Genomic DNA, 25,258 nt, shown 5'->3' with positions numbered 1-25,258 from the left:
CGGCGCGCGGCAGGACTCAGCGCGACAGTTCCTTGCGCTGCCTGCGGCGTTCGCGGAGGTTGGGGTGGCGGATCTGGACCCTGCCCATGCCGCAGCTGCCCGTGATCCGCAGTATCGGCCTGCCGGGCAGGTGCGTGCCCGAGGTCTTGTTCTTCAGGCGGCCGAACGAGAGATCCACCGCGTCCGTGTCCGCCTTCCAGCCCACCGGGACCACGAGCACCACCCTGGCCACCCCCGCGATCACGTCCACCTCGATCTCGCTCAGCCGGCACTCGGCCTGGCTGAAGTCGAGGCGTACGCCGCCCAGGCCGCCGTGAGCGATGATCCGCGGCGGCACCTTCCAGCGGCCGGTCCGCTCCGCGCCCTGGACGCCGCCCTTCACGGTCAGCGGCTCGCCCGGTTCGGGCTCGGCCGGTCCCAGGTCGTCGGTGAGCGGTACGAGTTCGCCGCGGGTCTTCGCCGCGAGGGCCAGCCCGAGCCGGGAGTCCAGCTCCTCAAGATCGATGCGTCCCTCGGCCGCCGCCTCCCGCAGCTGTTCCACGACCGCTTCGCGGTCGGCGTCGGAGGCGCGCATACGGCCGGCGGACCGGGCGGGTTCTGCAGTCGTGGAGCAGATGATACGGACGGCGGTACGGGAGTCCAGCGCTCCGGACCGGCTGCCCGGCCGGTCAGTCCGCCCGCCGGGCGCGGTCCAGCCACGGGCCGAACTCGCTGTCCAGCACCAGCCGTCCGAGCTTGCGGTACTCGGCGAGGACCGCCGAGACCAGCTGATCCGTGTCCAGGGGCCGGCCCGACTCCGCGGCCTGGTAGGCGGCGGTGACCGCGCAGGCGCGGATGGATCCGCCCGTCAGCTCGAAACGCTCCGCACAGGTCCGCAGGTCGAGGTCCGGGGCGCGGGGGATCTCCGTGCCCAGGCAGCGCTCCCACAGGGCGAGGCGCTGCTCCCCGTCCGGTACGGGGAAGTCGGCGACCACGTCGAGGCGGCGGGTGAAGGCCTCGTCGAGGTTGGCCCGCAGATTGGTGGTGAGTACGGCGATGCCGTCGAAGGACTCGATCCGCTGGAGGAGGTAGGCCGACTCCACGTTGGCGTGCCGGTCCTGGGCGTCCTTGACCTGCGAGCGCTTCCCGAAGACGGCGTCCGCCTCGTCGAACAGCAGCACCGCGTTGACGTCGGACGCCTCGACGAAGATCCGCTCCAGGTTCTTCTCCGTCTCACCGATGTACTTGTCCACCACGGAGGACAGGTCCACGACGTAGAGCTCCATGCCCAGATCGGCCGCGACCACCTCCGCCGACATGGTCTTGCCCGTCCCGGACTCGCCGGCGAACAGTGCGACGATGCCCCGGCCCCGGCCGCCGCCCGGCCGCATCCGCCACCGGCCGAGCACCTGCTCGCGGTGGCGTGCGCGCAGCGCCAGGTCGGACAGCTGGCGGCGGGTCGACGGGGGCAGGACGAGGTCGTCCCAGCCGACCGTGGGCTCGATGCGGCGGGCGAGCCGTGCCAGACCCGCCCCGTTCTGGGCCCGGACGGCGGTGCGCAGGTCCCGGGCCTCCACCGGGCGCCCCTCCAGACCGGCCAGCCGGGAGGCGACGGTGGCGGCCCTGCGGATCTGACCGGAGTCGAGCCGGTAGGCGCGGGTGGCGTCGACGAGGCGCGCGTCGGCCGCCGCGGTGCCCGCGGCGAGGCCTGCCGGGGCACCGGCTCCGGTGAGTGCCAGGCGCCACCGCCGTGCCGCGTCCGCCGGGTCCGGGGGTGGGACCGGAACCGTCACCGGGCTCTCGGCGGCCCACAACGGGTCCCAGTGCTTCTTCCCGTACACGATCAGCGGGGATCCGCCGCCGACCGCCTCGCAGAGCCCGTCGATCAGGGCGGCGCCCTTGGGCTGCTCGGGGGCGAGCGTCTCCAGCGGCCCGAGGACGAGACCGCCGCCGGTCAGCCGGGCCTCGGTCGCCAGGATCCGCACCGCTCGCAACGGCTCGGGGACGGCGGCCAGCGCGGCGGCGTCCACCACCAGCGGGCGGAGCCCGGCCGCGAGGAGCGCGTCCGCCGCGAGCCGGCCGGGGTCGCCGCCGCGGTCCAGCAGATGCACCAGGCCGCTGCCGGTGCCCAGCGCCGCCGCGACCCGCAGCGTCGTCGGACACGGGTCCGGCTCCTCCTGCGGCCCGGCGACGCGGACGAGACCGTGCAGCCTGCCGTCCACCGTGTCGTCGCCGAGCAGATGGGCGGTGACCCGGTCCGGTACGTGCAACACACGGGAAAGTAGCGAGCGTTCGGGCTCCAGTACCTCCACCAGGCCGGACGCGACCAGTGGGGCGGACGGGGCGAAGCGGAAGCGGCCGGGGCCCGCGGCGGGCAGTCCGCAGAGTTCGAGGGCCAGGCCGGTCGTCGCGCGCCGCCGGGTGAGGTCGTCGTTGAGATAGCCGTAGAGCCGCTCGAACCGCGCGTCGATGTCCGGGGCCATCGCGACCAGCAGCAGATCGAGGTCCGGCGCGACCAGGCCGAACCTCTGCGCGAGGGCCGCGATCCGGCCCCCGGCCGGGGAGTCCGGCGCGGCGCCGGGGCCGTACACCGGGACGGGGAGGAACGCGTCGCGGGAGTCCAGGATCCGCTTGGCCGCCTCCGGGGTCAGATACTGCCCCCGGTACGGGTCGTTCGGTTCCGGGTCGGTCTCCTGGCGCAGCGCGACCGCGTGCCGTACCCGTCGCTCGATGTCACCCAGCCGTGCCCAGAGCTCCTCGATGTCCGCCGGCGGGCTGCCGCCCGGCTCCCGGACGGCCGGCGCCCGATACGCCGTGGTCACCGGGCCGGACCTCCTCGCCTGCGGCGTCCCGGCGGGAGCTGCCGTTCACGTTCCGCGGCGAAGCCCTGCCCGCGGGGCTCGGACGCCCCGTCGTAGCGCAGCCGCCGCCCCGGCTCCGTGGCCGCACCGTCCGCCTCGGGCACCGTCCGTACCAGCAGGCCCTCGGTGACCGGCGGCCCCGCGGCCACCACCTCCCCGCCCAGCGGCGCCCACACCCGCAGGTCGATCGCTGCCTTGAGCTCCCCGCCGAGCGCGGACCAGACGTCCACGGTGGAGGGCCGGTCGCCGGAGCCCGCCGAAGCCGCCTCCATCTCCACCGTCATCCCGAGTGCGGCGAGACTGCCCGTCAGCATCCGGGCGGGCAGCACGTCCGTACGGATCAGGCAGCGCAACACCTCGGAGAGCAGCCGGTGTTCGTCCTGCGGGCGGTTGGTCCACGCGGTCAGCAGATAGGTCAGCTCGAACCAGCGCGGCGGGGTCCGCCGCCCCGTGACCACGCCCTCGTCGTCGTACTCCTCGCTCGTTCCGGTACGGCGGCGGGTGGCGTCCTCGCGGATTCCGTAGAGGAAGACGCTGACCGTGGGGGCGTTGCGCCGCGCGGACCAGTCCTTCGTCGGGGCGTCGAAGACCAGGTCCACGCCGCTCTCCTGGAGACCGGCGTCGACCAGCAACAGCCGCAGCCCTTCGTCGACTTCGTGGATCACCTGCGCCCCACCTCGTCCGGGGGCGCGATGGTGCCGCCGACCACCAGGAAGTCGGTGGTGACCGGGCTGAACCCGGGACCCGACGCGGTGATGGTGCGCGGCCCCGTCCGGTCCTTCACCAGGATCAGCAACTGCGCGATGAAGGTGCCGTCACCGACCGGACGGGCCGGCGGCGCGGTCGCGGTGATCCCGGGCTTCCAGGTGAGCTTCACCGGAACGCCGGGCGGGAAGTCCTTGCCGCGCACGGACGTGACGAACCCCGGCTTGCCCACCTCGGGCACCGAGACGATGCGCGGCTGGAGGATGCGCAGCGGGATCCGGGAGACGTTGTCACCGCGGTCGGCGTCGGTTCCGGTCGTGGTCAGCGTCCCCGTGACGTCGGTCCGCAGCGCCCGGTCCGGGGCGAGCACCACCCGCAGGACGGTCGAGGCGCCCGGCGCCAGGTCGCCAAGCGCGCACACCCCGCCCGCGCAGCCGGCCGGAAGGGTCGCCACCGGAATCCCGGCGGGCAGCCCGAGGCGGAGCCGCAGGCCGGTGGCGAGCGCGTTCTTCCCGTTGCGCACGGTGTACGTCACCACGACCCGCCCGCCGACGTATCCGGGGCTGGGCTGGGCCCGCACGGCGACGCCGGGGCCCGCCTCGGGTTCGGGCGGCAGCGGGACGGGCGGCTGCGCGGACGGCGCCGGAGCCGGTGACGGAGGAGCGGTGTGGGGCGGGGCGGGCGTGGGCGCCGAGGGGGTCGGGTCCGGCAGCTCGGGCACGTTGCGGACCCGGACGTCCGTCCCGGTGGCGTTGTCCGTGGGGTTCTGATCGACGACGGCTCCGGTGACGGACCAGCCGATCCGCCAGGGCCCCGTCGTCACGCCGGTCAGCTTCGCGGTGACCTTCACCTTGCCGCCGGGCGCGAGCACGCCGAGATCACAGCTCGGCAGCTTGTCGGCGGCGCAGGTACCGGCGGGGGTGGTGAGCTCCTCCAGGCGTACGCCCGGCGGGGTGTCGGCGACGAACGTGGTGCCGGGGGACGGGGCCGGACCGCGGTTGGTGACGGTGACCGTCAACGACACCGAGGAACCGGCCTCGACGGAAGGGGCGACGGGCAGTGCGGTCAGGGTCAGGTCGACCGACTGCTGGAAGGCGGGCTCCTTCTGGCGGCCCGGGAGCGTTGCAGTAAGCGGGGTCAACGTGCCGGTGGCGAGGTCGAGTTCGGACAGCTGCTCGGGGGAGTTCGGCGCGATGTCCCGGCGGTGGCTCAGCACCAGCCGCCCGGCGTCCGGCGACCAGGCCACGTCACGCGGCTGGTAGGGCCCGGTCGCCGTGACGTCCGGGATCTGCTCGCCGCACGCGGCGGGGTCGTCGCGCCGGTCGGACGGCAGCACGACCCGGCAGCCGGTGCCGTCGGGCGAGGTGACGACGACGCTCGCACGGTGGTTGATCTGGTCGGCGCGGTCCTTGCGGTTGAAGGCGATGGACCTGCCGTCGGGGGAGAACGCGGGGCTGTCGTCGATCACCTTGCACTCGCCGGGGCAGCCGGTGACGCTGAGGTCCCGCTGCTGGTCGAGGTCCTTCACCAGGGCGGTCCAGACGTGCTTGATGCCGCCGAGGCCCCGGATCACGTGGTTACGCGTGAAGGCGAGGGTGGTGCCGTCCGAGGACCAGGCGGGCTGGGCGTCCTGGCCGGCCACCTCCCCCGCGGGCGGGACCACCTTGCCGATGATCTTCTGCGTGGCGACATCGGCGACCAGCACCTGGCTGGGGCCCGCCGCGTCTCCGACGCCTCCCGGAGAGGTCCGGACGAACGCCATCTTCGTACCGTCCGGCGAGAAGGAGGGGTCGGTGTCCCAGTCCCCGACGCCCCGCCCGTCCAGGTTCATGACCTCCTCGTTCGTCCCGTCGGTGCCGGCCAGCCAGATCCGCTGGACCCGCACGCCGCCGACGTCTCCGAAGCGGGTCACGGCGATGTTCCGGCCGTTCGGCGTGTAGGTCTGCCGCTCGGTCCAGGGGTCGTAGCCCTGCGAGGGGTGGAACAGCGGATCGTCGGCGGGGTCGTCACTGGTGTTGGTGAGGGCCTTCGGGTCCTCGCGCAGCACGTCGAGCCGGAGGTCCCGGGGGTCCGAGCCGTCCTGCCGCATGTCCTGGAGCGTGACGAGGGCAGGATCCACGGTGGTCCTGCGGGTCACGATCACCGTCGGGATGCCCGCCTGTACGAGCACGGCCGGGGACTCCACCTTCCGGTCCTCGGAGAGTTCCATCGCCGGTACGGGGTCGTCGAGGGAGCCGGCCCGGTACACGTGGTCGTAGACGGAGCAGCCGCAGTCCGTGTTGGGGCTGAGGAAGACCAGACCGTTGCCGTCGGGCAGCCAGGCGGCCGAACGGGTGCCCCAGCCGGCGAAGGCGCCGGTCAGCAGCGGGCGTTCGGTGCCCTGGCCGGTGGTGATCCGTAGCCGGTTGCCGGTGTCGGTGTCCGACTCGGGCTCCTGGTGCAGGGTGTACACGAGGAGTTCCCGGTGGGAGCCGTCGTTCACCGGGTTCCACTCCGGCTCGCTCGCGTCGCCCTCCGCCGGGTCGCTGACACAGGTCACCGCCCCACCGGACAGGTCCCGTTCGTAGATCTGCGTGCCCCGCTCCGGGCCGCCGTCGCTCGCGTACGCGATGTGGGTGCCGTCCGGGGAGAGCGTCGGGTGGGTCTCGTTCGCGGGCGAGTCCGTCAGCCGCTGGGGATCGGAGGAGCCGTCGACGCCGACCGACCACAGGTCACGCTGAGCCGGCTTCGCCGCTCCCGGTGCGGGCGAGTCGAACACCACGGTCCGCCCGTCGGCGGAGAGTTCGGGGTGTGCGGCGTCATAGCCGGTGGTGAGCCGGAGTACGGAGCCGCCCGCCCCGCGCACGTACACCTGGGGTTTCGCCTCGTCGCGCAGGCTCGTGAAGACCAGCGCGCCGCCGCGCCCGAACGCGTCCTGGTCGTAGTGGGCGGCACCGGAGCCGAACAGGTCCGCGCTGGTCGTCTCGGAGGAACGCTGCCCGAGACTGCGATGCCCGGTACCGGCGAAGGCGATCCGTCCGGTGTCCGCGGGCGCCGCCGCCTCGGAGGCGGCGGCCGCCGGCGTCGCACCCTGCGGTACGGACACGGAACCCGCCACCAGCAGCGGGGCCAGCAACACCACGACACCGCTCAGCCGGCGCAGCCGGGTACGGCGTGCCGGGCCAGCAGGACCGCCCACGGTCCACCTCACAGTCTGGTCGATGGTTCTCCAGTACGAGCATCGTGTGCGCGGGGGACGGCGGACAGGGGCCGGAGTACCCGGGGTGGGGGAAGACCTGGTGCCCTTTGCGGCTGCCCGCGGCCGACCGGTGGCCCAGGTCCGACGGGACGGCTCTCAGCCGTGCACCTGGTGCAGGCGGTCCTGTTGGTCGGCTTTGACGTCGTCGCGGACGCCTTGGAGCAGGTTGCCGATGTGCCTGAGATCGTCGAGCAGCTGTTCGTAGCTGTTCTGTGCCTGGATGTCGCGGAACTCGACGCGGCGGTGCGCTTCTGTTGCGGCGTTCATGTGTTCCAGGTTTACGGCCTGGTAGTGCAACCGATCCTCGGGGTGGTCCGCAACCTTTTCCCGAAGATTCGGAGTGGCTTGCGCGTGCAGTGGGAGAGTGACCATGTGGTCCTGCAGTTGTCGAATCGCTCCCGGCAAGTCTATGTTGCCGGCCAGTGCATTCGTCAGGATGACGCGAAGGAGATCATCGACTTCCCGCACATGGCGAGCGGAATCAGGGAGGTCGCCGGTCCATGGCGCGTTTACCACGTCCTTTTCTCGCGGGGCGGCAGCGAATCGGTCCACCCAGGAACCCCAGTTCTCTTCCCAGTTCCGCATCGACTGCACGAAGAGTTCGACACTCCCGCCGAACGTTGATGTGCTGTCGATGGAAATGTGTCCACCGCCGCCGGCAATGCTCTGGTCCACGCGCAGGCCGCAGGATTCAGCAAGGGTGAATATGTGATTGCGCACGATGGATTTCACGTGAGGAGCGTCCAGGCCGCTGACGGAGGTCGGGTCGGTCCGCGTCTCGAGGCAGGCGTCATCCATCGTGATCTCCCACCACCACTGGGTGGACCCGTTGGTGTAGGTGAATCGCTTTGCGTCCTGCTCTTTTACGGTGGTGTCGGTTACGTTCAGTGTGAACCCCTGCGGCACACGAGCGTTCTGCACCAGTCTGGTCCACGCGGCCATCTTGCTTTTCGCGTAGGTGATCGCGGACCTGGCCCTGGCGTCAGCCTTTCCGGTGAGTCCACTGATGTCGACGCGTAGGGGATTGCCTCCCACCGTCCCGTTGAGTGTGCTGTCCGTGAACGTGAACTCGGTGCCGACGACGCTTCCCGGCATGGGCAAGTCCGAGCCCGGCGCCTCGCCGACCTTGGCCGCCGTCGCGCACTCCTGCTCCATGATGTTCAGATTCCGAACCAGCGTGTTCAGTGATGCTGCGAGCCCATCCACGGTGACGTCCACATTGCTTCCGGCGTCCATATTCTTATGGATTCCATGGATCCTTGCCCAGGAGTTCAGTATGCCGAGTCGTTTGAGGATTCTGCCCGCTTCCTTATCGGGGACACTCTCGTCCGATTCGAGTTCGAGCACCATCCGCGCGTACCGGGTGAAGATGTCCAGTTTGTTGGCCCTGGTGTATTCCAGTGCGCTCTGCGTCCACTCGGCGGTGGCGTTTTCTTCGGGCGCCATGAACCGCTGGACCGCGGTTCCTCCGGCCTGTGCCGCAGTCGCGGGGGAGGAGTCGCTCCCGGTCGGGGACGGCCCGATGACCGAGCGGGACATTGCGCGGTGCGCGTTGGCCTCGGCTTCACGTTCGAACGTGTCGGACGGGTCCGAGAGCTTCAGCCCGTCGCCGTTGTCCGTACCGGTGACGGGGCCCCGGCGTTGCTGGATGACGTGGGTCAGTTCGTGGGCGAGGGTGTGCATGTCGTTGCCGCCGTCGCCGATGACGACGTGGCTGCCGCTGGTGTAGGCGCGGGCGCCGACTTCGGCGGCGGAGGCGCGGGCGGTGCTGTCGTCGTGGATGCGGACATCGGTGAAGTCCGCGCCCAGCCGGGCCTCCATCTCTTGGCGCAGCGGCGCCTCCAGTGGACGTCCGCTGCCGCTCAGTACGTCGTGGACGGCTGAGCGCTGCACGGCGGGCTGTTCCTGGGCAGAAGAGCGGTCGGCGAGTTGCAGCATGCGCAGGACTGCGGCGTTGCCTACTGTGCGCTGGAGCGCGAGGGCTTCGGCCCGGTCCACAGGGGCGGGTGTGCGCGGTGCCGTGGACCGGGTTTCGGCGGCCCGACCAGGGCGGCGTTCATGCTGCGACAACTGGATGCCTTTCAACGGGCGGACACCGATACAAGACCTGCTCGTCGTGTCGGCCGACAAGGTTCACCGGGGCAGATTCCGGGCACAGATCCCGTCCGGCCGGCCATCGCGACGATTGCTCGCGGAGCGGACGCGAGGTCGCGGAGCGACTCCACCTGCGCAGCCGCTACGCACCTGATCCGAAGAACAACCGCAGGCCGGTTCGGCGGCCCGCCCCGGAGCACCGCGGGGGCAACGGCCGTTGCCCCCGCGGGCCCTTCGCCGCAGGATCCCGCGGGGGCAGCCCCCGGCGTGAGCCCGGCGCGTCTCAGCACCTCAGATGAGGCCGTGCCGCATGGCGTAGCCGACCGCGTGGGCCCGGTTGCGCAGTTCCAGCCGAGCCGCCACCTCGTGGAGAACGTTCTTGACGGTCCGTTCGGAGTACGAGGTCTTCTGCGCGATCTCCGCCGTGCCGTAGCCCTCCGACACCAGCCTGATCATCTCCGCCTCCCGCGCCGTGAGGGTGGAGAGCGACAGGCCCCGGGGGTCCAGGACCGTACGGTGGAGGCTGCTGACGTGGTCGAGGAGCTTCCCGAGCAGGTCGCCCGGCAGCACTCCTTCACCCTTCGCGATCGCCGTGACCAGATGGACGAGACGGTCCTGGTCGGCCTCGCCACGTCTCAGCACGGCGGCGACGCCGTACTCGATCAGGGTCTGCAGCGCCCCCGTCTCGAAGAAGCCGACGACGAGCCCGGTGCGGGTGGCGGTGTTGCGCTGGAGGCGGTGCAGGAGCTGGACGGTGGGCTCGTTCACCATGTCCACCACTACTAAGGAGACCTGTGCCCGGTCGGCCTCCTCTTCCGGTATCAGCTCTATCTCCGGCCGCATGCGCAACTGGTGCACCATGCCGGTCTGCAGGATCAGGTCCTCCGCGTACACGGCCACGGAGACCCGGCCCCCCGGCGACGCCGGCTGCGTGCCCTCCGTGCGTTGCTCCGGCACGGAGGGGCCGCGGCTGCGGCCGCCCCCCGTCACGGCCGGCGTCACATCTTTCGTGATCATGGTCATGTGCTCGTCTTCCTCAGCTACTTCCGCAGGTTCCCCGATAGGTGGTTGCGCCGGTTTCCGGTAAGTCGGATGTCGTGCACGTTCCTCCCGGCCCCGGACAGGGAGACCTGGCGCGCGGTGAGGGTGCGAGGAGACGGCGCGGGTGTTCCGCCGGGGCACCGGACCTGCCCGCACGTTGCCCTCCCGCCTCTGCTGCGGGGATGGGGGCGCGGCCTAACGTCGCATCGTGACCACATCTGCCGAATTCGACATATCCACGGTGACGGTGTCGCCGGGCGCCGAAGCGACGACCGCCCTGACCGTGCGCAACGACGGCGACATCGTCGAGGCGTACACCCTCGAAGTGGTCGGCGACTGTGCGGCGTGGGCCACGGTCGAACCGGCGCGGGTCTCCCTCTACCCGGGCACCTCCGAGACCGTGACGGTGCGGCTCGCGCCACCCCGTTCCCATGAGGTCACGGCGGGCGAAGTACCCCTGGGCGTACGCGTCCTGCCGGCGGAGCACCCCGAATCGGTGGCCGTTCCCGAGGCGACGGTGGTGGTCGAGCCGTTCGCCGAACTGCGGACGAGGCTGGAGCCCGGCCGGCGCAGGGGCTGGCTGGGTGCCCGGTTCCGGGCCTCGGTGCAGAACCGTGGGAACGCTCCCGTGGACGTCGTGTTCACCGGGAAGCAGGAGGGGGAGGAGCTTCGTCTCGCCTTCACGCCGGAGCGCCTGAGCCTGAAGCCGGGCGAGTCCGCCGAGTCGGGCCTGCGGGTGCGGGCCCGGAAGCTGATCTGGTTCGGCGCCCCCGCCACCTGGCCGTTCGAGGTCCGGGTGGCCGAGGGCGAGGGTGCGGAGGCGGAGGCCGACCGGCCCGGACGCCCGGAACCCCTGCCCGGTGAGTTCGCGCAACTTCCGCTGCTGCCCAAGTGGTTGCTGATCGTCCTGGCGGCCCTGCTCGCGCTGCTGGTGGCGTGGTTCGCGCTGGTACGCCCCGCCGTCCGCAGCACCGCGAAGGAGGCGGGGGCCGCGGCGGCCCAGGAGGAGAACAAGGAGCGGCCGCAGGGCGGTGCGGCGACCGGTGGCACCACGGGCGGCGGCGACCCGGCCGGCGGGCAGGGCCAGAAGCAGGGGGAGAGCGCCGGAACGGGGACGGACGGTACCGGCGGTGCCGGTACGGGCGGTTCGGGTTCGACGGGCGGCGGCGGGGTGAACACCCAGCAGAGCTCCCAGACCATCGACGTGCAGACGGATGCCGGAGCCGAGCGGGACGGGACCTATCCGGTTCCGCAGGGAAAGGTCTTCGGCGTCACCGACATCGTGGTGGCGAACTTCCAGGGAGACGAAGGGGTGCTGACCATCTCCTTCGGCGAGCGGAAGATCACCACCATTGCTCTGGAGACGTTCCGCAACCAGGACTATCACTGGGTCACCCCCATTCGGATACAACAGAATGACAAGGTCACCGTTTCCGTGACCTGTTCCAAACCCGGGACTCCGGCGACCGGTAAGCAGGCCTCCAAGTGCCACCAAGTACTCAATGTCAGTGGTGTGCTGAGCGATTTCGCGCCGTAGGAACGATAGCGCCGGATTCCTGCCCTTCCGTTCCGGGAGCGTGAACAAACAGGGTCCCTGCCAGCGGAAACCTCCACATGGCGGCGCGCCGGGGTGTGGCCCTGAACACACCCCTCCGGATCGGGAACCAAAGGGAACGGGCGGGCCGTGGCCGGTCGTTGACGGTCTTCCACAGCTGATTCCCGGCCCCTTGCCGAGGGTGGCGTCCGCTCGAACCGCGGACACCCCTGCTCACCGGAGCGGATCAGGATCGCGAGGGGCCCGACCGGCCGTGGGAATCCGGCCGGTTCGGTCCCTTCGGTCATTAGTTTCTGGCTGAAACTAACCCTCGTGGCGCGGGCTCGGGCACAGGGATTCCGAGCGAAATATTTCGGTCGCGGAATGCGAGAAGGACCTCCCTCGGCCTCCCTGGCCTCCGCGGGCCTCCCCGGGTCTGCCGGGCCTCCGCGGGCCTCCCCGGGCGTCCGGGGTGCCCGGGAAGGCAGTCGCCCTGCCCCGGGGCCAGGACTTTGAGGCCTACATCCCGCAGACACCCCGGGCAAGACTGAACAAGCGAACGACTGACCACCCGAAGGAGCGAGCATGCCGTCGTACCTCACCCCAGGTGTATACGTGGAGGAGGTGCAGTCCGGAGCACGGCCCATCGAGGGAGTCGGCACCGCGGTCGCCGCCTTCGTCGGGTTCGCGGAGACGGGCCCCTTCCACCGGCCGACGCTGGTGACGAGCTGGGACCAGTACGTATCGGCCTTCGGCACCTTCACGCCCGACACCTACCTGACGCTCGCCGTCCACGGCTACTTCAGCAACGGCGGCGGCGCGGCGTACATCGTCCGCATCGGCGGCCCGTCCGAGGACGCACCGCAGGGTTCCGCGCCCGCGGCGGCCCCGCCCGTCGCCCTCGGCGGCTTCCTGGTCTCCGCCCGCCCGGGCGCCGGTGAGGGCCTGTCCATCGAGGTCGCCGACCCCGAGGGCGAGAACCCTCCGGAGGACCGGTTCCGGCTGCTGGTGCGCCAGGGCGGCAAGGTCGCGGAGACGTACGACACCTCCGTACGCAAGAACGTCAAGGGCTATCTCGTCACCCAGGCCCGGCAGTCCAAGCTCGTCGAGGTCACCGAACAGCCCGGTGCGGCGCAGACCCGCCCCGAGAACCAGAGCCTCTCGCTCTCGCCCGCCGCCCCGGCCGCGGGCGGTACCGTCCGGACCGGTCCGAGTGAGTACGTGGGCGACGCGTCGGCCCGCACGGGCATCGCGGCCCTTGAGGCGATCGACGAGATCACCATGGTCGCCGTCCCGGACCTGATGAGCGCCCACCGCCGCGGCGACATCGACGACGAGGGCGTCAGGGCCGTGCAGTTGGCCGTCATCGCGCACTGCGAGCAGATGGGCGACCGGGTCGCCGTCCTGGACACCCCGCCGGGGATGAACGCCCAGCGCGTCCGCACCTGGCGCAACGACGACGCCGGATACGACTCGCGCTACGCGACCGTGTACTACCCCTGGCTCAAGGTCCTCGACCCGGCCACCGGCCAGCAGACCCTGATCCCGCCGAGCGGCCACGTCGCCGGTGTCTGGGCCCGCAGCGACGGCGAGCGCGGGGTGCACAAGGCGCCCGCCAACGAGGTCATCCGCGGGGCGCTGGACCTGGAACTCCGCCTGAGCAAGGGCGAGCAGGACCTGCTCAACCCGATCGGCGTCAACTGCGTCCGCGCCTTCCCCGGGCGGGGCATCCGCATCTGGGGCGCCCGCACGCTCTCGTCCGACCCCGCCTGGCGCTACCTCAACGTGCGCCGGCTCTTCAACTACCTGGAGGAGTCCATCCTCCTGGGCACCCAGTGGGTCGTCTTCGAGCCGAACGACGACCGCCTCTGGTCGAGCATCCGGCGCAACGTCACCGCCTTCCTCACCGAGGAATGGCGCCGGGGCGCGCTCTTCGGCCGGACGGCGGAGGAGGCCTTCTACGTCAAGTGCGACCGGGACAACAACCCGCAGGAGTCCATCGACCTCGGCCAGGTCGTGTGCGAGATCGGCGTCGCCCCGGTGAAGCCCGCGGAGTTCGTGATCTTCCGCCTCGCGCAGTTCTCGGACAGCACCAGCCTCGTCGACGAGTGACCCGCCCTCGACGAGTGCCCCGTCCTCGTCGAGGACCGACCCCCGCAGGCAACGAACAGAACAGGTGACACACAGCCATGGCAGAGGGCGATGCTCTTTCCACCCACGTCTTCGGCGTGCAGCTCGGCGGCTATCTCGTGGAGTCGATCCAGGAGATCAGCGGGCTGACCGTCGAGGAAGAAGTCGTCGAGGTCCGCCAGGTGACCGCCGAGGGCAAGCAGATCATCCGCAAGCAGCCCGGTGCGCGCCAGGCCGGCGAGGTGACGATCACCCGCGGGCTCGACAAGAGCAGCGAGTTCACCAAGTGGATCAAGGAGACGCTCAACAACGGAGCCGTCGACACCGCACGTCAGAACCTCACCATCGAGATCAAGGACTCGAAGGGTGAGACCGTCCGCCGCATCCAGCTGATGCAGGGCTGGGCCAGCAAGTGGGAGGGCCCCTCGCTGAAGGCCGGCGAGTCCAGCGCGGCGACGGAGACGGTCACCATCACCTTCGAGGAGATCGTGGTCGAATGAGGCGCAGGACCGTTTCCGGCGGCGGCCTCGACGAGGTCCTCGACAGCCTCGCCGCCGCCGCGCCCGCCCCGCGCGAGGAGGCTCCGACGCCTCCTCCCGCCCGGGAGCGGGACCGTCAGGACCTGCGTACGGAGTTCGAGTTCGAGCTCCCGCGCGGTTACGTCGACGACGAGGGCCAGGTGCACCGGAGCGGGTCGATGCGGCTTGCCACGGCCCGGGACGAGCTGCGCCCGCAGATCGACCTGCGGGTCAAGGAGAACCCCGCGTACCTGAGCGTGGTGCTGCTCAGCCAGGTCATCACCCGGCTCGGCACCGTCACCGACGTGCACGCCGGGGTGGTCGAGCGGATGTACGCCACCGACGTGGCGTTCCTCCAGGACTTCTACCGCCGCATCAACAGCGAGGGCCACACCCACGCCGCGGTGACGTGCCCGCTGTGCCACGGGTCGTTCGAGGTGGACCTCTCGGGTGAACGCCTGGGGGAATCGTGACGTACGCGCCTTCCCGGCTGCGGGAGGAGCTCGCGTACATCGCCTACCACTTCCACTGGCAGCGTGAGGACATCCTCGACCTCACCCACGGTGAGCGGCAGGAGTGGGTGAGGGAGATAGCGCGGATCAACACCCGCGTCAACGAGAGCGGGTGAGGGCGTGGAGTTCAGGGACTGGTTCCGCCGAGGAGACCGGCGGCAGGCCGCCGCCCCCGTCCCCGGGGCGTCCGGCGACGACACTCCGGCCGCGGGGCCGGAGCTGCCGGAGGAGGACGTCCGGCCGGTGAGCCGGGAGGCGGACTGGGACGGCGGCTGGCGGCGGGTCGCGCCGCCGGCCGTGACTGTTGCCCGGTCCTCGATCGGGGTGAGCGACGGACTGCGTTTCAGGTCCCGGCTCGCCTCGTGGCAGAACATCGCGTACGGAGGCGAGCTCGGCCATGCCGTCCTGCCGTCCGCACCGGTGGGCCTCATCCACGGTGTCACTCGGCCGGGCACCGCCCGCCCCACCACCGACGGAACACCCCTGCTCCTGCGCGCCGCCGCCGTCCGGACGGAGCCGGAGCCGGAGCTGTCGCCCGGACAGGCCGCGTCGTCCGTCGCCCCGGGCCGGGCGTCCGACGCCGGGCGGCGGGGCGGGCAGCCTGGTGCCGGCACCGGATCCGGTGCCGGTCCGCGTGGCGCGACCGTCCGGGCCGGGTCGGATCCGGCGCCCGTGGTCCGGGCTCCGGCGGCTTCCGTGGCCGATGTCCAGCGGTCGGCCGCTCCGGTGACCCGGGCGGCCTCGGACGACACCGCACCCGCCACCGTCACGCGGCCCGCCCCGGTCCGCCCGCGCCGCACCGCGCCGGCTCTGATCGTCGCCCGCCGGCCGGTGGCGGCTCCGCGTCGTCTCGCGGCCTTCGTGACGCCAGGAACCACCGTGCCGTCCAGCCCTGTTGGCCCGACGGCCGGACCCGGTGAGACGAGCGGCCCGGCTGAACGAACGGCCGGACCCGGTGCGACGGGAACCCACCGCCCGGATGCCGGGGAGCGCCTGCCCGCTGCCGCCCCGCCGGAACGCGCCCCGGACCTGGCGTCTGCCGCGCATCCCGTACGGCCTGCCCTGGGCAAGCCCCTGCGGGAACTGCCCACGCATGCGGCCCCCTTCGCCCTGCCCGGCAGGGACGGGAGCGAGTCCCCGGGCCCAGCGGCACCGCAAGGCCCTGCCCTGCCCGTGGTCCAGCGGCAGGCGGAGGGAACGGCCACGCCCGTGACCGCTTCCCCCGCTCCGGCGGCGCCCTCGGCGGAGCGGCCCCGGCAGTCGGCTGAACGCCGGTCGGCCCAGCGTCAGTCGGCTGAACGCCCGGTTGCTGAACGCCGACGCCCGACGCCCGGGACGGCCCCGACTCCGGGGGCGGCCCCGACCTCCGGGACGGCCCCGGAGTCCGGACCCTCCGCCACCCGGGCCGGCACCCCCGCTCCTCCCGGCCCCGCGCCCTCGGTCCAGCCCGCCCCCGCGCCCCGACCGCAGGCGCCCGCGCCCGGGGGCCCGGGCTCGCAGGCCCGTACCCGGGGCGGACTCGGCGCGCCCCTCTCCTCGCTCCCGCCGACCGCCGGCCCCGTGCCCGGCGCCCCGCTGCTGGGCGACCCCCGCCGGACGCGGCCCGGAACCACGGGCCCGCTGCCGGGCGGAGGATCGACGGGGCTGCCGCAGACGCCCGCGACCGCCTCGCCCCCGCCCGCCGGAATGCCCCTGCGCGCACCGGCCCAGCCCGGCGCCGGACCGGCATCGACCGCCCCGCAGCCTGCAGCGGTCCAACGTGCCGTGGACACCGCCCGCACACCTTCGGCCACCTCCCCCGCGGCCTCGGGCGGCCCTGCCCGTACGGCCACGAGCACCACCTCTACGTCCGCGAGCAACGCCACTCCTCCCGTCCCCACTCCGGTTCGCGTCCGGCGGATCGGCCCGCGAGGCCAACAAGGGCAGGCGCCGGGGCCGGCCACCGGGGGAGGCCACGCAGCGGTCGCGGTCCAGCGCTCGCGCGCCCTGCTCGCCCGGCGGACCCTGACCGTGAGCACCGGAGCGGCGGAGGGTTTCTCGGCCCCCGTGCCGGCCACCACCAGCCGGCCCGTCGTGGCGGCGACCTGGCGGCGGGACGCCCAGCGGCGGGACCCGGACGGGCCACCGTCGTCGTCATCGGAAGGCCCCGGCGCGCAGACGCGGGCGCGACAGGCCACCCAGGTGCGACAGGCCACCCAGACAACCCAGGCATCGACCCAAGCTACCCAGCCAACGAACCGAGCAGCTCAGGCATCGAGCCGAGCAGCTCAGGCAACCCGGGCAGCAACCCGGGCCACCCCGGCCGCCCGCGCCACCCTCCAGCGATCCGCACCCGTCGCCCCGCGAGGCACCGCACCGGCCGTGCGCCGAGTCACCCGCGCACCCCAAGCACCGCCCCCGGCAACGCAGTCCACTTCACCGACCCCACCGGCTTCACGCACTCCACGAACCCCGCCCGCCTCGCCCACCCCGCCCGCCGCACCCCCCGTCCCGGTGGTGCGCCCGCACCCGCCCGGGTCAGTCCGGCCCGGGGGCGCCGTGCCGGTGCAGCGGCTCCAGCTGCCGGTGGTACCCGAGACCGGAGCACCCGCCGTCGGACCGGCTCCGCCGGACGACGCCCCGACCGCCGCACCGCAGGCGCTCACCGTGCGTGCCTCCCGGCCCGTCCCGGCCCGTCCCGGCCCGGCCCAGGGTGGCGGCGGCCCGGGAAGTCCCGCGCCCCGGAGCCCCGCCGCCGGCAACCGCGCCACGGGCTCCCAGGCCCAGGCGGTCCAGCGGGCGGTGGCCGAGGCGGGGCTCTCCGGAGTGCCCGTGCGGGTGGTCCAGGCGAAGAGCGCCCGTACCCCCGCCGCATCCGCGGACGCCCCCGCGGCCGGACCGAACGCCCCCCGTACGCCACAGCCGAACGAGGCAGCCGGCGTGGACATCGAGGAGCTCGCCCGCCGGCTGCTCGACCCGGTCAGCAGGCTGCTCCGGGCCGACCTGCGCAGAGGACGGGAACGCTCCGGACGGCCGTACGACGGCCGCCGCTGACACCACCGGCCCGCACGCCCCGCAACTCCCCGCAACTCCCCGCCCGACCCGCCCGACCCGCACGACCCGCCACCCCACGGACCGCAGAGAAGAAGAGAAGCGCACATGACGGACAACATCTTCGCGACGAGCGTGTTCTTCAAGCTCGCCATCGGGGGAAGCGACCTGGGTGCCTTCCACACCTGCTCGGGGCTGGGCGCCGAGGTCGAGCTGGAGCAGTACGCCGAGGGCGGCAACAACGGTTTCACCTGGCAGCTGCCGGGGCGGATCACCTGGACCAACATCACGCTGACCCGCCCCGTCACCGCCGACACGCTGAAGATCGCGCGCTGGCTGAACGAGACGACCCAGCGGGTGGAGCGCAAGGACGGGGAGATCGTCGCGCTCCGGCCGGACCTCAGCCGCATCATCAGCTGGCAGATCCAGGGCATCGTGCCCGTGCGCTGGCAGGGGCCGTCCTTCGACCCGTCCAGTTCCGAGGCGGCGATCGAGACCCTGGAGATCGCGCACGAGGGCCTGGTGCCGTCCTGATGGCCCGGGCCCGCAACCGAGTTGACGACGGAGACGCGCAGGAAGGAGGAACACCGTGGCCGCAGCCGCCCGCACGAGCCGTGCCCGTGCCCAGCTGACCATCATGGAGCCGCCGACGGACGTGGGCGCCAAACCGTCCGGCACCCTCGCCCGGCTCACGCTGCAGTTCAATCCGGCGACGCTCTCCCTGTCCAAGAGCACCGAGTGGCGGCGCACCCCCTCCCGGACGGCAGGGGAGTCCGCGCTGCCCGAATTCGTGGGCAGCGGGCCCCGGTCGCTGTCCCTGGACGTCTTCCTGGACGCCACCGCCACCCACGACAACTCGGTGGAGAAGGCCGTGGAGCAGCTGATGACCGCCTGCGTGCCCACCCCGAGCAGCCTGGGCCGCAAGAAGCCGTCGAGCCCCTGGGTGCGGTTCGACTGGGGGACGTCGAAGACGACGTCGTTCGACGGGGTGCTCTCCAGCCTCTCCGTCTCGTACACGCTGTTCGACGTCGACGGGAAGCCGCTGCGCGCCACCTGCTCCCTGTCGATCGAGGAGGCGAGCGTCGACCCGGCCGGGCAGAACCCCACGTCCGGATCGAAGGAGGCACGCCGTACCCACCGGGTCGTCGCCGGTGACAGCCTGCCGCTGCTCGCCTGGCGCGAATACGGCGACGCCACCGCGTGGCGCACGATCGCCGAGGCGAACGACATCGACGACCCCATGCAGCTGGCCCCGGGCACGGAACTCCTCGTGCCCGGACTGGAAGACCACACCTCGGAGGGCGCCCGGTGAGCCCCGCACCCGCCCGTTCCTTCGCCGCCGACCCGATCGTCGAGGCGCCCGCCGAGCTTCCCGCGGCCTGGGCCGCCCAGCTGGTGAGCTGCGCGGTCGACGAGAACGTCGGCCTTCCGGACACCGCCGTACTGACGTACCGGGATCCGTACCACACGCTGCTCACCGCCACCGGAATCACCATCGGCACCCCGTTGAAGATCTCCGTGGTCACGGTCCAGGAGCGGGCCCGCGAGCGGCTGTTCACCGGTGAGGTGACCGCGCTCGAACTCGACAGCGACACCACGGGCTCCTTCACCGTCGTCCGGGCCTTCTCCAAGGCCCACCGGCTCCAGCGCGGGCGGAAGGTGGTGGCCTTCCGCAACATGAAGGCCGCCGACATCGTCCGCAAGGTCGCCGCCGGTGCCGGACTCACCTGCGGGAAGGTCGAGGCGGCGCCCGTGATGTACAAGCAGCTGACGCAGCCCAACATCTCGGACTGGGACTTCCTCCAGTACCTGGCGGGCGAGAGCGGCGCGCACGTACGGGTGGACGAGAAGGGCCTGCTGCAGTTCGTGAAGCCGAAGCCGGCGGCGTCGGCGCCTTCGCCCGCCACGTCCGCCACCAAGCATCCGATGGTCCTGGAGTACGGGCGCAACCTGCTGGCCCTGCGGGCCGTGCTGACCGGTGCGGACGGGGCGGACAGCGTCGAGGTGCGCGGCTGGGACGTGGAGACGAAGACCCGCCTCGTGGCACGCCAGCCGTCCGTCCGCTCCACCACGGTCGTCCCCGGGCTGAGCCCGTCCGCCGCGGCCGGCGCGTTCGGCCCGAAGGCCCGGATGACGGTCGCCGACACCCCGTACCGGACCCAGGCCGAGGCCGGCGCGGTGGCCGGTGCGGTGGCTGCACGGGTCAGCTCCGGCTTCGGGGAGATCGAGGCGGTCGCCGAAGGGAACCCCCGGCTGCGGGCCGGTGAACCCGTCACCCTCGGCAACGTCGGACCCGCCTTCGCCGGCCGCTACACGGCGACCGCGTCCCACCACGTCCTCGACCCGCACGGCGGCTACCGCACGACCGTACTGGTCAGCGCATCCCCCGACCGCTCCCTGACCGGACTCACCGGCGGCGGCGAAGCGCCCCCGCGCGGCCCCCGCATTCCGGGCCTCGCGATCGGCGTCGTCACCGACATCCGCGAGGGCAGGGGCAAGGGCGAACGCGGCTCGGTCCGGCTGAAGTTCCCCTGGCTCGACGACACCTATGTGTCCGACTGGGTCCGTACGGTGCAGTGGGGCGGCCAGGGCGGCGGCGGGGTCTTCAGCCCCGAGGTCAACGACGAGGTACTGGTCGGCTTCGAACAGGGCCTGCTGGACAGCCCCTATGTGCTGGGCGGCCTCTACAACGGCGTCGACAAGCCGTCGCCGCACGACGTGCCGCTCGTCGACCCGACCAGCGGCAAGGTCAACCGCCGCTCCCTCGTATCCCGTTCGGGCAACCGGATCGAACTGCTCGACGCCCCGCGCGGCCCGTCCGGAGTACGGCTGGCCACCGGCGACAAGCAGCTGGAGGTCACCCTGGACGAGCGGAAGGGCGAGATCGCGCTGAAGGTGTTCGCCCGCGGCACCTCCCGGGTGCTGAGCTCCCTGTCCCTGGGCCGGTCGGGCATCACGCTCGACGCCGGTACGGGGAACGTGGAGGTGAAGGGGGCCTCGGTGACCATCAACGGCAAGACCGGGGTCACCGTGGACGGCGGACTGCTCGCCGTCCTCAAGGCCAGGCTCATCCGGATCAACTGACACCCGAACCCGCCACCGGGACCAACTCCCCGGCCCAGCAAGGAGAACAGCAGCCATGCCCCCCGCAGCCCGCTCGGGCGACCCCACCGTCCACGGCGGCGTCATCGGCACCCCGCCACCGGGTGCGGTCGCCGTCGCCACCGTGCTGATCGGCGGCAGGCCGGCCGCCGTCACCGGCAGCCTCCACGTGTGCGTCATCCCTCCGCACGCCCTGCTCGGACCGGGGAACGTCGTCATGCCGAACCCGGCCGCCGTGGTCGGTGGCGCGGTCCTGATCGGCGGACTCCCGGCCGCCCGTATGGGCGACACCACCAGCTGCGGCGCCAAGATCGTCATGGGTGCGCCGAACGTCCTGATCGGAGGCCCAGTATGAGCGGGGCCGGATTCGTCGGCCGCGGCTGGGGCTTCCCGCTGCGGGTCGGCGCCACGGGCGGCATCGGCATGGTCGAGCGGGACCAGGAGATCGAGGAGGCCATCGGCCTGGTGCTCGGCACCGCGCCGGGGGAGCGGCCGATGCGCCCCGAGTTCGGCTGCGGCATCCACGACTACGTCTTCGCGCCCGGCGACGGCGCCACCGCGGGCCGCATCGCGCACGAGGTGCGTACGTCACTGGAGCGCTGGGAACCACGCATCGAGGTCAGGGACGTGGTGGTCGCCTTCGACACCGTCGACGAGGGAACCCTCTACATCGACGTGCACTACACCGTGCGGTCCACCAACGACCTGCGCAACCTCGTCTTCCCCTTCTACACGATCCCGTCCTCCGGCAGTCCCGAGGCGAGTGCAGAAGAACCGGAGGCGCGCTGATGTCCCTGCCTTCCCCCAACCTGGACGACCGCCGCTTCCAGCAACTCGTCGACGAGGCCAAGCGGTACGTCCAGCAGCGCTCTCCCGAATGGACCGACCACAACGTGTCGGACCCCGGGGTCACGCTCATCGAGACGTTCGCGTACATGGTCGACCAGTTGCTCTACCGGCTGAACCGGGTGCCGGACCGGAACTACTCCGCCTTCCTCGACCTGCTGGGCGTCCAGCTGTTCCCGCCGACGGTGGCCCGTGCCGACGTCGACTTCTGGCTGTCCGCCCCGCAGCCGGACACCATACGGCTCCCGGCCGGTACGGAGGTCGCCACCGCCCGCGGTGAGACGGAGGAGGCGGTGGTCTTCTCGACCACCGACGACCTGGCGATCGTGCCGAGTTCGCTGACCAGGCTGGTCACCGCCCCCGCGTCCGGGGACCAGACCGACCGCACCGCGCCGCTCGGCGCGGGCAAGGACATCCCCTGCTTCCAGTCCCGCCCGGAACCGGGCGACGCCCTGCTGTTCGGGCTGCCCACCGCCGTGCCCCGGTGCATCGTCGCCGTACGCCTGGACAGCCGGGTGGAGGGCGTCGGCGTCGACCCCCGGCAGCCGCCGCTGGTGTGGGAGGCGTGGGACGGGGCCCGCTGGGTGCCCTGCGAGACCGGGACGGACAGCACCGGCGGGCTCAACAGGCCCGGCGAGATCACCGTGTTCGTCCCCGCCGGGCACACGGCCTCGGTGACGGCCGGGATCAGGGCGGGCTGGCTGCGCTGCCGGGTCACCGCGCCCGAACCGGGGCAGCCGTTCTACTCCGAGTCGCCGACGATCCGGGAGGCCGAGGTCTTCACCGTCGGCGGCACCACCGGCGTCGAACACGCGGAGACCGTCCTCGACGTCCCGCTCGGCACCTCCGAAGGGGTCGCCGGCCAGACGTTCTCCGTACGCAGGGTGCCGCTCCTGCTGGACGGCGAACCACCCTTCGTCCAGGTGTCCTCCGCCGACGGCTGGCAGACCTGGACACCGGTGGAGCACTTCGGGGCCTCGTCGCCGGAGGACCGGCACGTACAGATCGACGCCGTCACCGGCCGGTTCGCCTTCCCGCCGGAGGTCCGCGAGGCCGACGGCACGATGCGCGGCTACGGGGCGGTGCCCCCCAAGGGCGCCCAGCTCCGCGTCCCGCGCTACCGGACGGGTGGCGGGGCGGCGGGCAACGTGGCCCGCGGCGCCATCCGGGTCCTGCGCAGCTCGGTGCCGTACGTCGCCGGCGTCGCCAACCGGGAGGCGGCCCGCGGCGGGGTCGACGGCGAGAGCGTCGAGAACGCCAAGGTGCGCGCGCCCCACATCCTCCGGGTCCAGGAGCGGGCGGTCACGGCCGAGGACTACGAGGTCATCGCCCGCGAGGCCGCGCGCTCGCTGCGCAGGGTCCGCTGTCTGCCCGCCGTCGCGGGCGAGGGCGGCGCGGTGCGGGTCCTGGTGGTGCCCGACGCGGTCCCCGACGACGGCGGCCGGCTGCGGTTCGAGCAGCTGATCCCGCCGGACTCGGTGCTGGCGGCGGTCTCCGGGCGGCTCGACGAACGGCGCCTGGTCGGCACCCGGCTGATCGTGGAACCGCCCGCCTACGTGGGCGTCACCGTGGTCGCCGAACTGGTCGCGGACGCGGGTGAGGTGGACCGCGTCCGGGCGGAGGCCCTGGACGCGCTGTTCCGCCACATCGACCCGCTGCGGGGCGGCACGGACGGGACGGGCTGGCCGTTCGGCAGGCCCGTGCAGTACGGCGAGGTCTTCGCCGTCCTGCAGAGCGTGCCCGGAGTCCGACTCGTCGACGAGGTACGGCTGTTCCCCGCAGACCCGCTCACCGGACGCCGGGGAGCGGCCGCGGACCGCATCGACGTCGCCGAGAACGCCCTCGTCTTCTCCCATCAGCACCAGGTCGTCGTCACGGCCACCGGTCCCGGCGGGCGCTCATGACCAGGGCCTCGGTCCCCGGACTCCCCAGCCGCTACCCGATCGGCGGGCTGCTGCCCGCCCTGTACGCGGACGACGACCTCGCCCAGCGCTTCACGGCGGGCCTGGACACGGTCCTGGCCCCCGTCCTCTCCACCCTGGACAACCTCCCGGCCTACTTCGACCCCGCGCTGACCCCGGACGACTTCCTGCCCTGGCTGTCGTCCTGGGTCGGCGCCGACCTCGACCCGGCCTGGCCGGTGGACCTGCGCCGGGCCGTCGTCACCCGCGCCGTCGAGCTCCACCGGTGGCGCGGAACCCGCCGCGGCCTCGCCGAACACCTCCGGCTCTGCTTCGGCGTGGAGGCCGACATCCACGACGGGGGCGGCGCCGCGTGGTCGTCGGTCTCGGGGGGCCAACTCCCTCCCGCCCCGACCGGGGAACTGCTGGTACGGGTCCGGGCTCCGGACGGGCGGCCCGTGGACGCGGCCCGCGTGCTGGCCGTGGCCCAGGCCTCGTGCCCCGCTCACCTCACCTGCCGGGTGGAGATCCTGCCGGGCACACCGCACGAGACAGGAGACTGACGTGACACGCTCGTGCCCGGCGTGCGGGGCCGCCAACGAAGAGGACGAGGACTTCTGCGGAAGCTGCGGGACGTACCTGGGCGGGTCGTCCTCGCGGCGCGCCCGGACACCGGAGCCGGTTCCGGAGGCCGACGCGCCCGCGCCGGAACCCGATGTGACGCCCCCGGCCCCGCGCCCCGCGCCGACGCCTGCCGTCGCCCCGCCCCCGCCCGTACCGGTCGTACCGCCCGCCCCGGTCGCGGAGGAGCCGCCCCCTTCGGCACCCGAGGTCACGCCCGAGCCCGCACCCGTCCCCGTACGACCGGCACCACCGGCTCCGGCCCCGGTACGGCCGGGACGGCCGGTCGAGCCCGTGGCGGACGAGCCGGTGATGGCCGTGCAGCCCGGCGTACCGATCGCCCAGCGCCCCGTCGTCCGACCGGTCGTGGCCAACGAGGAGCCGGACGGCACGCCGTGCCCGTCGTGCGGGGCATCCAACCGCCCGGGGCGGAAGTTCTGCCGCCGCTGCGCGACGCCGCTGAACCCGGGCGAGCGGGAGGAGCCGCTGCCCTGGTGGCGCACCAGGTGGCCGTTCGACCGCAGGGTCCGGGCCGGCTCGGGGCGGCTGCTGCGGGGGAGTCTGATCGCTCTGCTGATCGCCGGCCTCCTGGTCGCGGGCTTCCTGCTCGTACCGGCCGGGCGTTACGTCGTCGAGGACGTACGGGACAAGCTCGGCGGCACGGGGGAGATCAGCCCCACCGACGTCGCGGCGAGCGCGGCCGCCCCCGGGCACGCGGCGAAGCTGGCCGTGGACGGAGTGACGAACACCTACTGGGGTGCCCCGAAGACGGGCGCCGCGCTGACGGCCGAGTTCGCCAAGCCGTTCCGGCTGGTCGGCGTCACGGTCCACACCGGGGTGTCGACGAAGGCCGAGGCGTTCCGGCAGGGCGCCAGGCCGACACAGGCGGATCTCCGTATCAGGACGAAGGACGGCAAGATCCACGAGAAGGCCTGGACACTCACCGACAAGCCGGGTGAACAGACGGTACGGACGGGCATCAGCGACGTCGTCTCCATCGAGTTCATCGTGAGGGAGGCGGCAGGTCAGGAGAGCGGGCGGCCGATCGCACTCGGGGAGATCGAGTACTTCAAGCGCACCTAGGTGCACTGACCTGACCCGCGCCGCAGGCACGTAGTCGGGGCCCTCGGGCGCCGACTACGTGCC

Annotated in this window: 20 protein-coding genes; 14 read left to right on the top strand and 6 right to left on the bottom strand. The window is 72.6% G+C overall.

The window, feature by feature from the left end:
* Positions 1–16: 16 nt before the first annotated feature.
* The 6 genes from OG959_RS15475 to OG959_RS15450 all read right to left on the bottom strand — a co-directional run bounded on the left by OG959_RS15475 (position 17) and on the right by OG959_RS15450 (position 9,900).
* The gene (locus tag OG959_RS15475) at positions 17–574 is read right to left on the bottom strand and encodes a DUF1707 SHOCT-like domain-containing protein (protein WP_326658809.1); all 558 of its coding nucleotides are present in this window, start codon (positions 572–574) and stop codon (positions 17–19) included.
* Positions 575–668: 94 nt separating this feature from the next.
* On the bottom strand, positions 669–2,801 hold the full coding sequence (locus OG959_RS15470; RefSeq protein ID WP_326658807.1) for an ATP-binding protein: 2,133 nt from the start codon (positions 2,799–2,801) through the stop codon (positions 669–671).
* Entirely contained in the window at positions 2,798–3,505 is a 708-nt protein-coding gene (locus OG959_RS15465) for a DUF4255 domain-containing protein (RefSeq protein WP_326658805.1), read from the bottom strand. The genes OG959_RS15470 and OG959_RS15465 overlap by 4 nt, the downstream gene beginning before the upstream one ends.
* A complete protein-coding gene (locus OG959_RS15460; protein ID WP_326658803.1) occupies positions 3,502–6,723 on the bottom strand; it encodes a hypothetical protein in 3,222 nt (1,073 codons plus the stop codon). Before OG959_RS15460 ends, OG959_RS15465 begins: the two co-directional genes overlap by 4 nt.
* Positions 6,724–6,879: 156 nt before the next feature.
* The gene (locus OG959_RS38690; protein WP_442805573.1) at positions 6,880–8,781 is read right to left on the bottom strand and encodes an eCIS core domain-containing protein; all 1,902 of its coding nucleotides are present in this window, start codon (positions 8,779–8,781) and stop codon (positions 6,880–6,882) included.
* A 387-nt stretch (positions 8,782–9,168) separates the two neighbouring features.
* Positions 9,169–9,900, bottom strand: coding sequence for a helix-turn-helix transcriptional regulator (locus tag OG959_RS15450; protein ID WP_326658801.1), 732 nt, complete (start codon positions 9,898–9,900; stop codon positions 9,169–9,171).
* 250 nt (positions 9,901–10,150) lie between these two features.
* Here OG959_RS15450 and OG959_RS15445 point away from each other — a divergent pair, with 250 nt between their 5' ends.
* From OG959_RS15445 to OG959_RS15380, 14 genes are all read left to right on the top strand, one after another.
* Positions 10,151–11,455 carry a COG1470 family protein gene (locus OG959_RS15445; RefSeq protein ID WP_326666395.1) on the top strand — a complete coding sequence of 435 codons (1,305 nt, stop codon included), beginning with the start codon at positions 10,151–10,153 and terminating at the stop codon, positions 11,453–11,455.
* A 582-nt stretch (positions 11,456–12,037) separates the two neighbouring features.
* Entirely contained in the window at positions 12,038–13,564 is a 1,527-nt protein-coding gene (locus tag OG959_RS15440) for a phage tail sheath family protein (RefSeq protein ID WP_326658799.1), read from the top strand.
* 77 nt (positions 13,565–13,641) lie between these two features.
* Positions 13,642–14,082 (top strand): phage tail protein, encoded by a 441-nt coding sequence (locus OG959_RS15435; RefSeq protein WP_124720830.1) that lies wholly within the window; start codon positions 13,642–13,644, stop codon positions 14,080–14,082.
* On the top strand, positions 14,079–14,573 hold the full coding sequence (locus OG959_RS15430) for a hypothetical protein (protein ID WP_219574296.1): 495 nt from the start codon (positions 14,079–14,081) through the stop codon (positions 14,571–14,573). Before OG959_RS15435 ends, OG959_RS15430 begins: the two co-directional genes overlap by 4 nt.
* Positions 14,570–14,728, top strand: a complete 159-nt coding sequence (locus tag OG959_RS15425; protein WP_167535327.1) for a DUF6760 family protein — start codon at positions 14,570–14,572, stop codon at positions 14,726–14,728. Before OG959_RS15430 ends, OG959_RS15425 begins: the two co-directional genes overlap by 4 nt.
* A gap of 4 nt (positions 14,729–14,732) precedes the next feature.
* Positions 14,733–17,645 carry a hypothetical protein gene (locus OG959_RS15420; protein ID WP_326658790.1) on the top strand — a complete coding sequence of 971 codons (2,913 nt, stop codon included), beginning with the start codon at positions 14,733–14,735 and terminating at the stop codon, positions 17,643–17,645.
* Between the two features lie 105 nt (positions 17,646–17,750).
* On the top strand, positions 17,751–18,176 hold the full coding sequence (locus OG959_RS15415) for a phage tail protein (protein WP_148017400.1): 426 nt from the start codon (positions 17,751–17,753) through the stop codon (positions 18,174–18,176).
* Positions 18,177–18,279: 103 nt separating this feature from the next.
* On the top strand, positions 18,280–18,954 hold the full coding sequence (locus OG959_RS15410; protein ID WP_442805743.1) for a CIS tube protein: 675 nt from the start codon (positions 18,280–18,282) through the stop codon (positions 18,952–18,954).
* On the top strand, positions 18,951–20,726 hold the full coding sequence (locus OG959_RS15405; protein ID WP_306082882.1) for a VgrG-related protein: 1,776 nt from the start codon (positions 18,951–18,953) through the stop codon (positions 20,724–20,726). Before OG959_RS15410 ends, OG959_RS15405 begins: the two co-directional genes overlap by 4 nt.
* A gap of 55 nt (positions 20,727–20,781) precedes the next feature.
* On the top strand, positions 20,782–21,099 hold the full coding sequence (locus tag OG959_RS15400; RefSeq protein WP_326658782.1) for a PAAR domain-containing protein: 318 nt from the start codon (positions 20,782–20,784) through the stop codon (positions 21,097–21,099).
* Positions 21,096–21,533, top strand: coding sequence for a GPW/gp25 family protein (locus OG959_RS15395; protein WP_326658780.1), 438 nt, complete (start codon positions 21,096–21,098; stop codon positions 21,531–21,533). The genes OG959_RS15400 and OG959_RS15395 overlap by 4 nt, the downstream gene beginning before the upstream one ends.
* Positions 21,533–23,494, top strand: a complete 1,962-nt coding sequence (locus OG959_RS15390) for a putative baseplate assembly protein (RefSeq protein ID WP_326658779.1) — start codon at positions 21,533–21,535, stop codon at positions 23,492–23,494. The genes OG959_RS15395 and OG959_RS15390 overlap by 1 nt, the downstream gene beginning before the upstream one ends.
* Entirely contained in the window at positions 23,491–24,054 is a 564-nt protein-coding gene (locus tag OG959_RS15385) for a phage tail protein (RefSeq protein ID WP_326658777.1), read from the top strand. The genes OG959_RS15390 and OG959_RS15385 overlap by 4 nt, the downstream gene beginning before the upstream one ends.
* Before the next feature lies 1 nt (position 24,055).
* Entirely contained in the window at positions 24,056–25,195 is a 1,140-nt protein-coding gene (locus OG959_RS15380; RefSeq protein WP_326658775.1) for an NADase-type glycan-binding domain-containing protein, read from the top strand.
* The last annotated feature ends 63 nt before the right edge of the window (positions 25,196–25,258 follow it).

The sequence above is a fragment of the Streptomyces sp. NBC_00385 genome, from assembly GCF_035917155.1.
Classification (GTDB): domain Bacteria; phylum Actinomycetota; class Actinomycetes; order Streptomycetales; family Streptomycetaceae; genus Streptomyces; species Streptomyces poriferorum.
The sequence above is the reverse complement of the archived record's forward strand: the minus strand, read 5'-3'. Positions and strand labels throughout refer to the sequence as shown.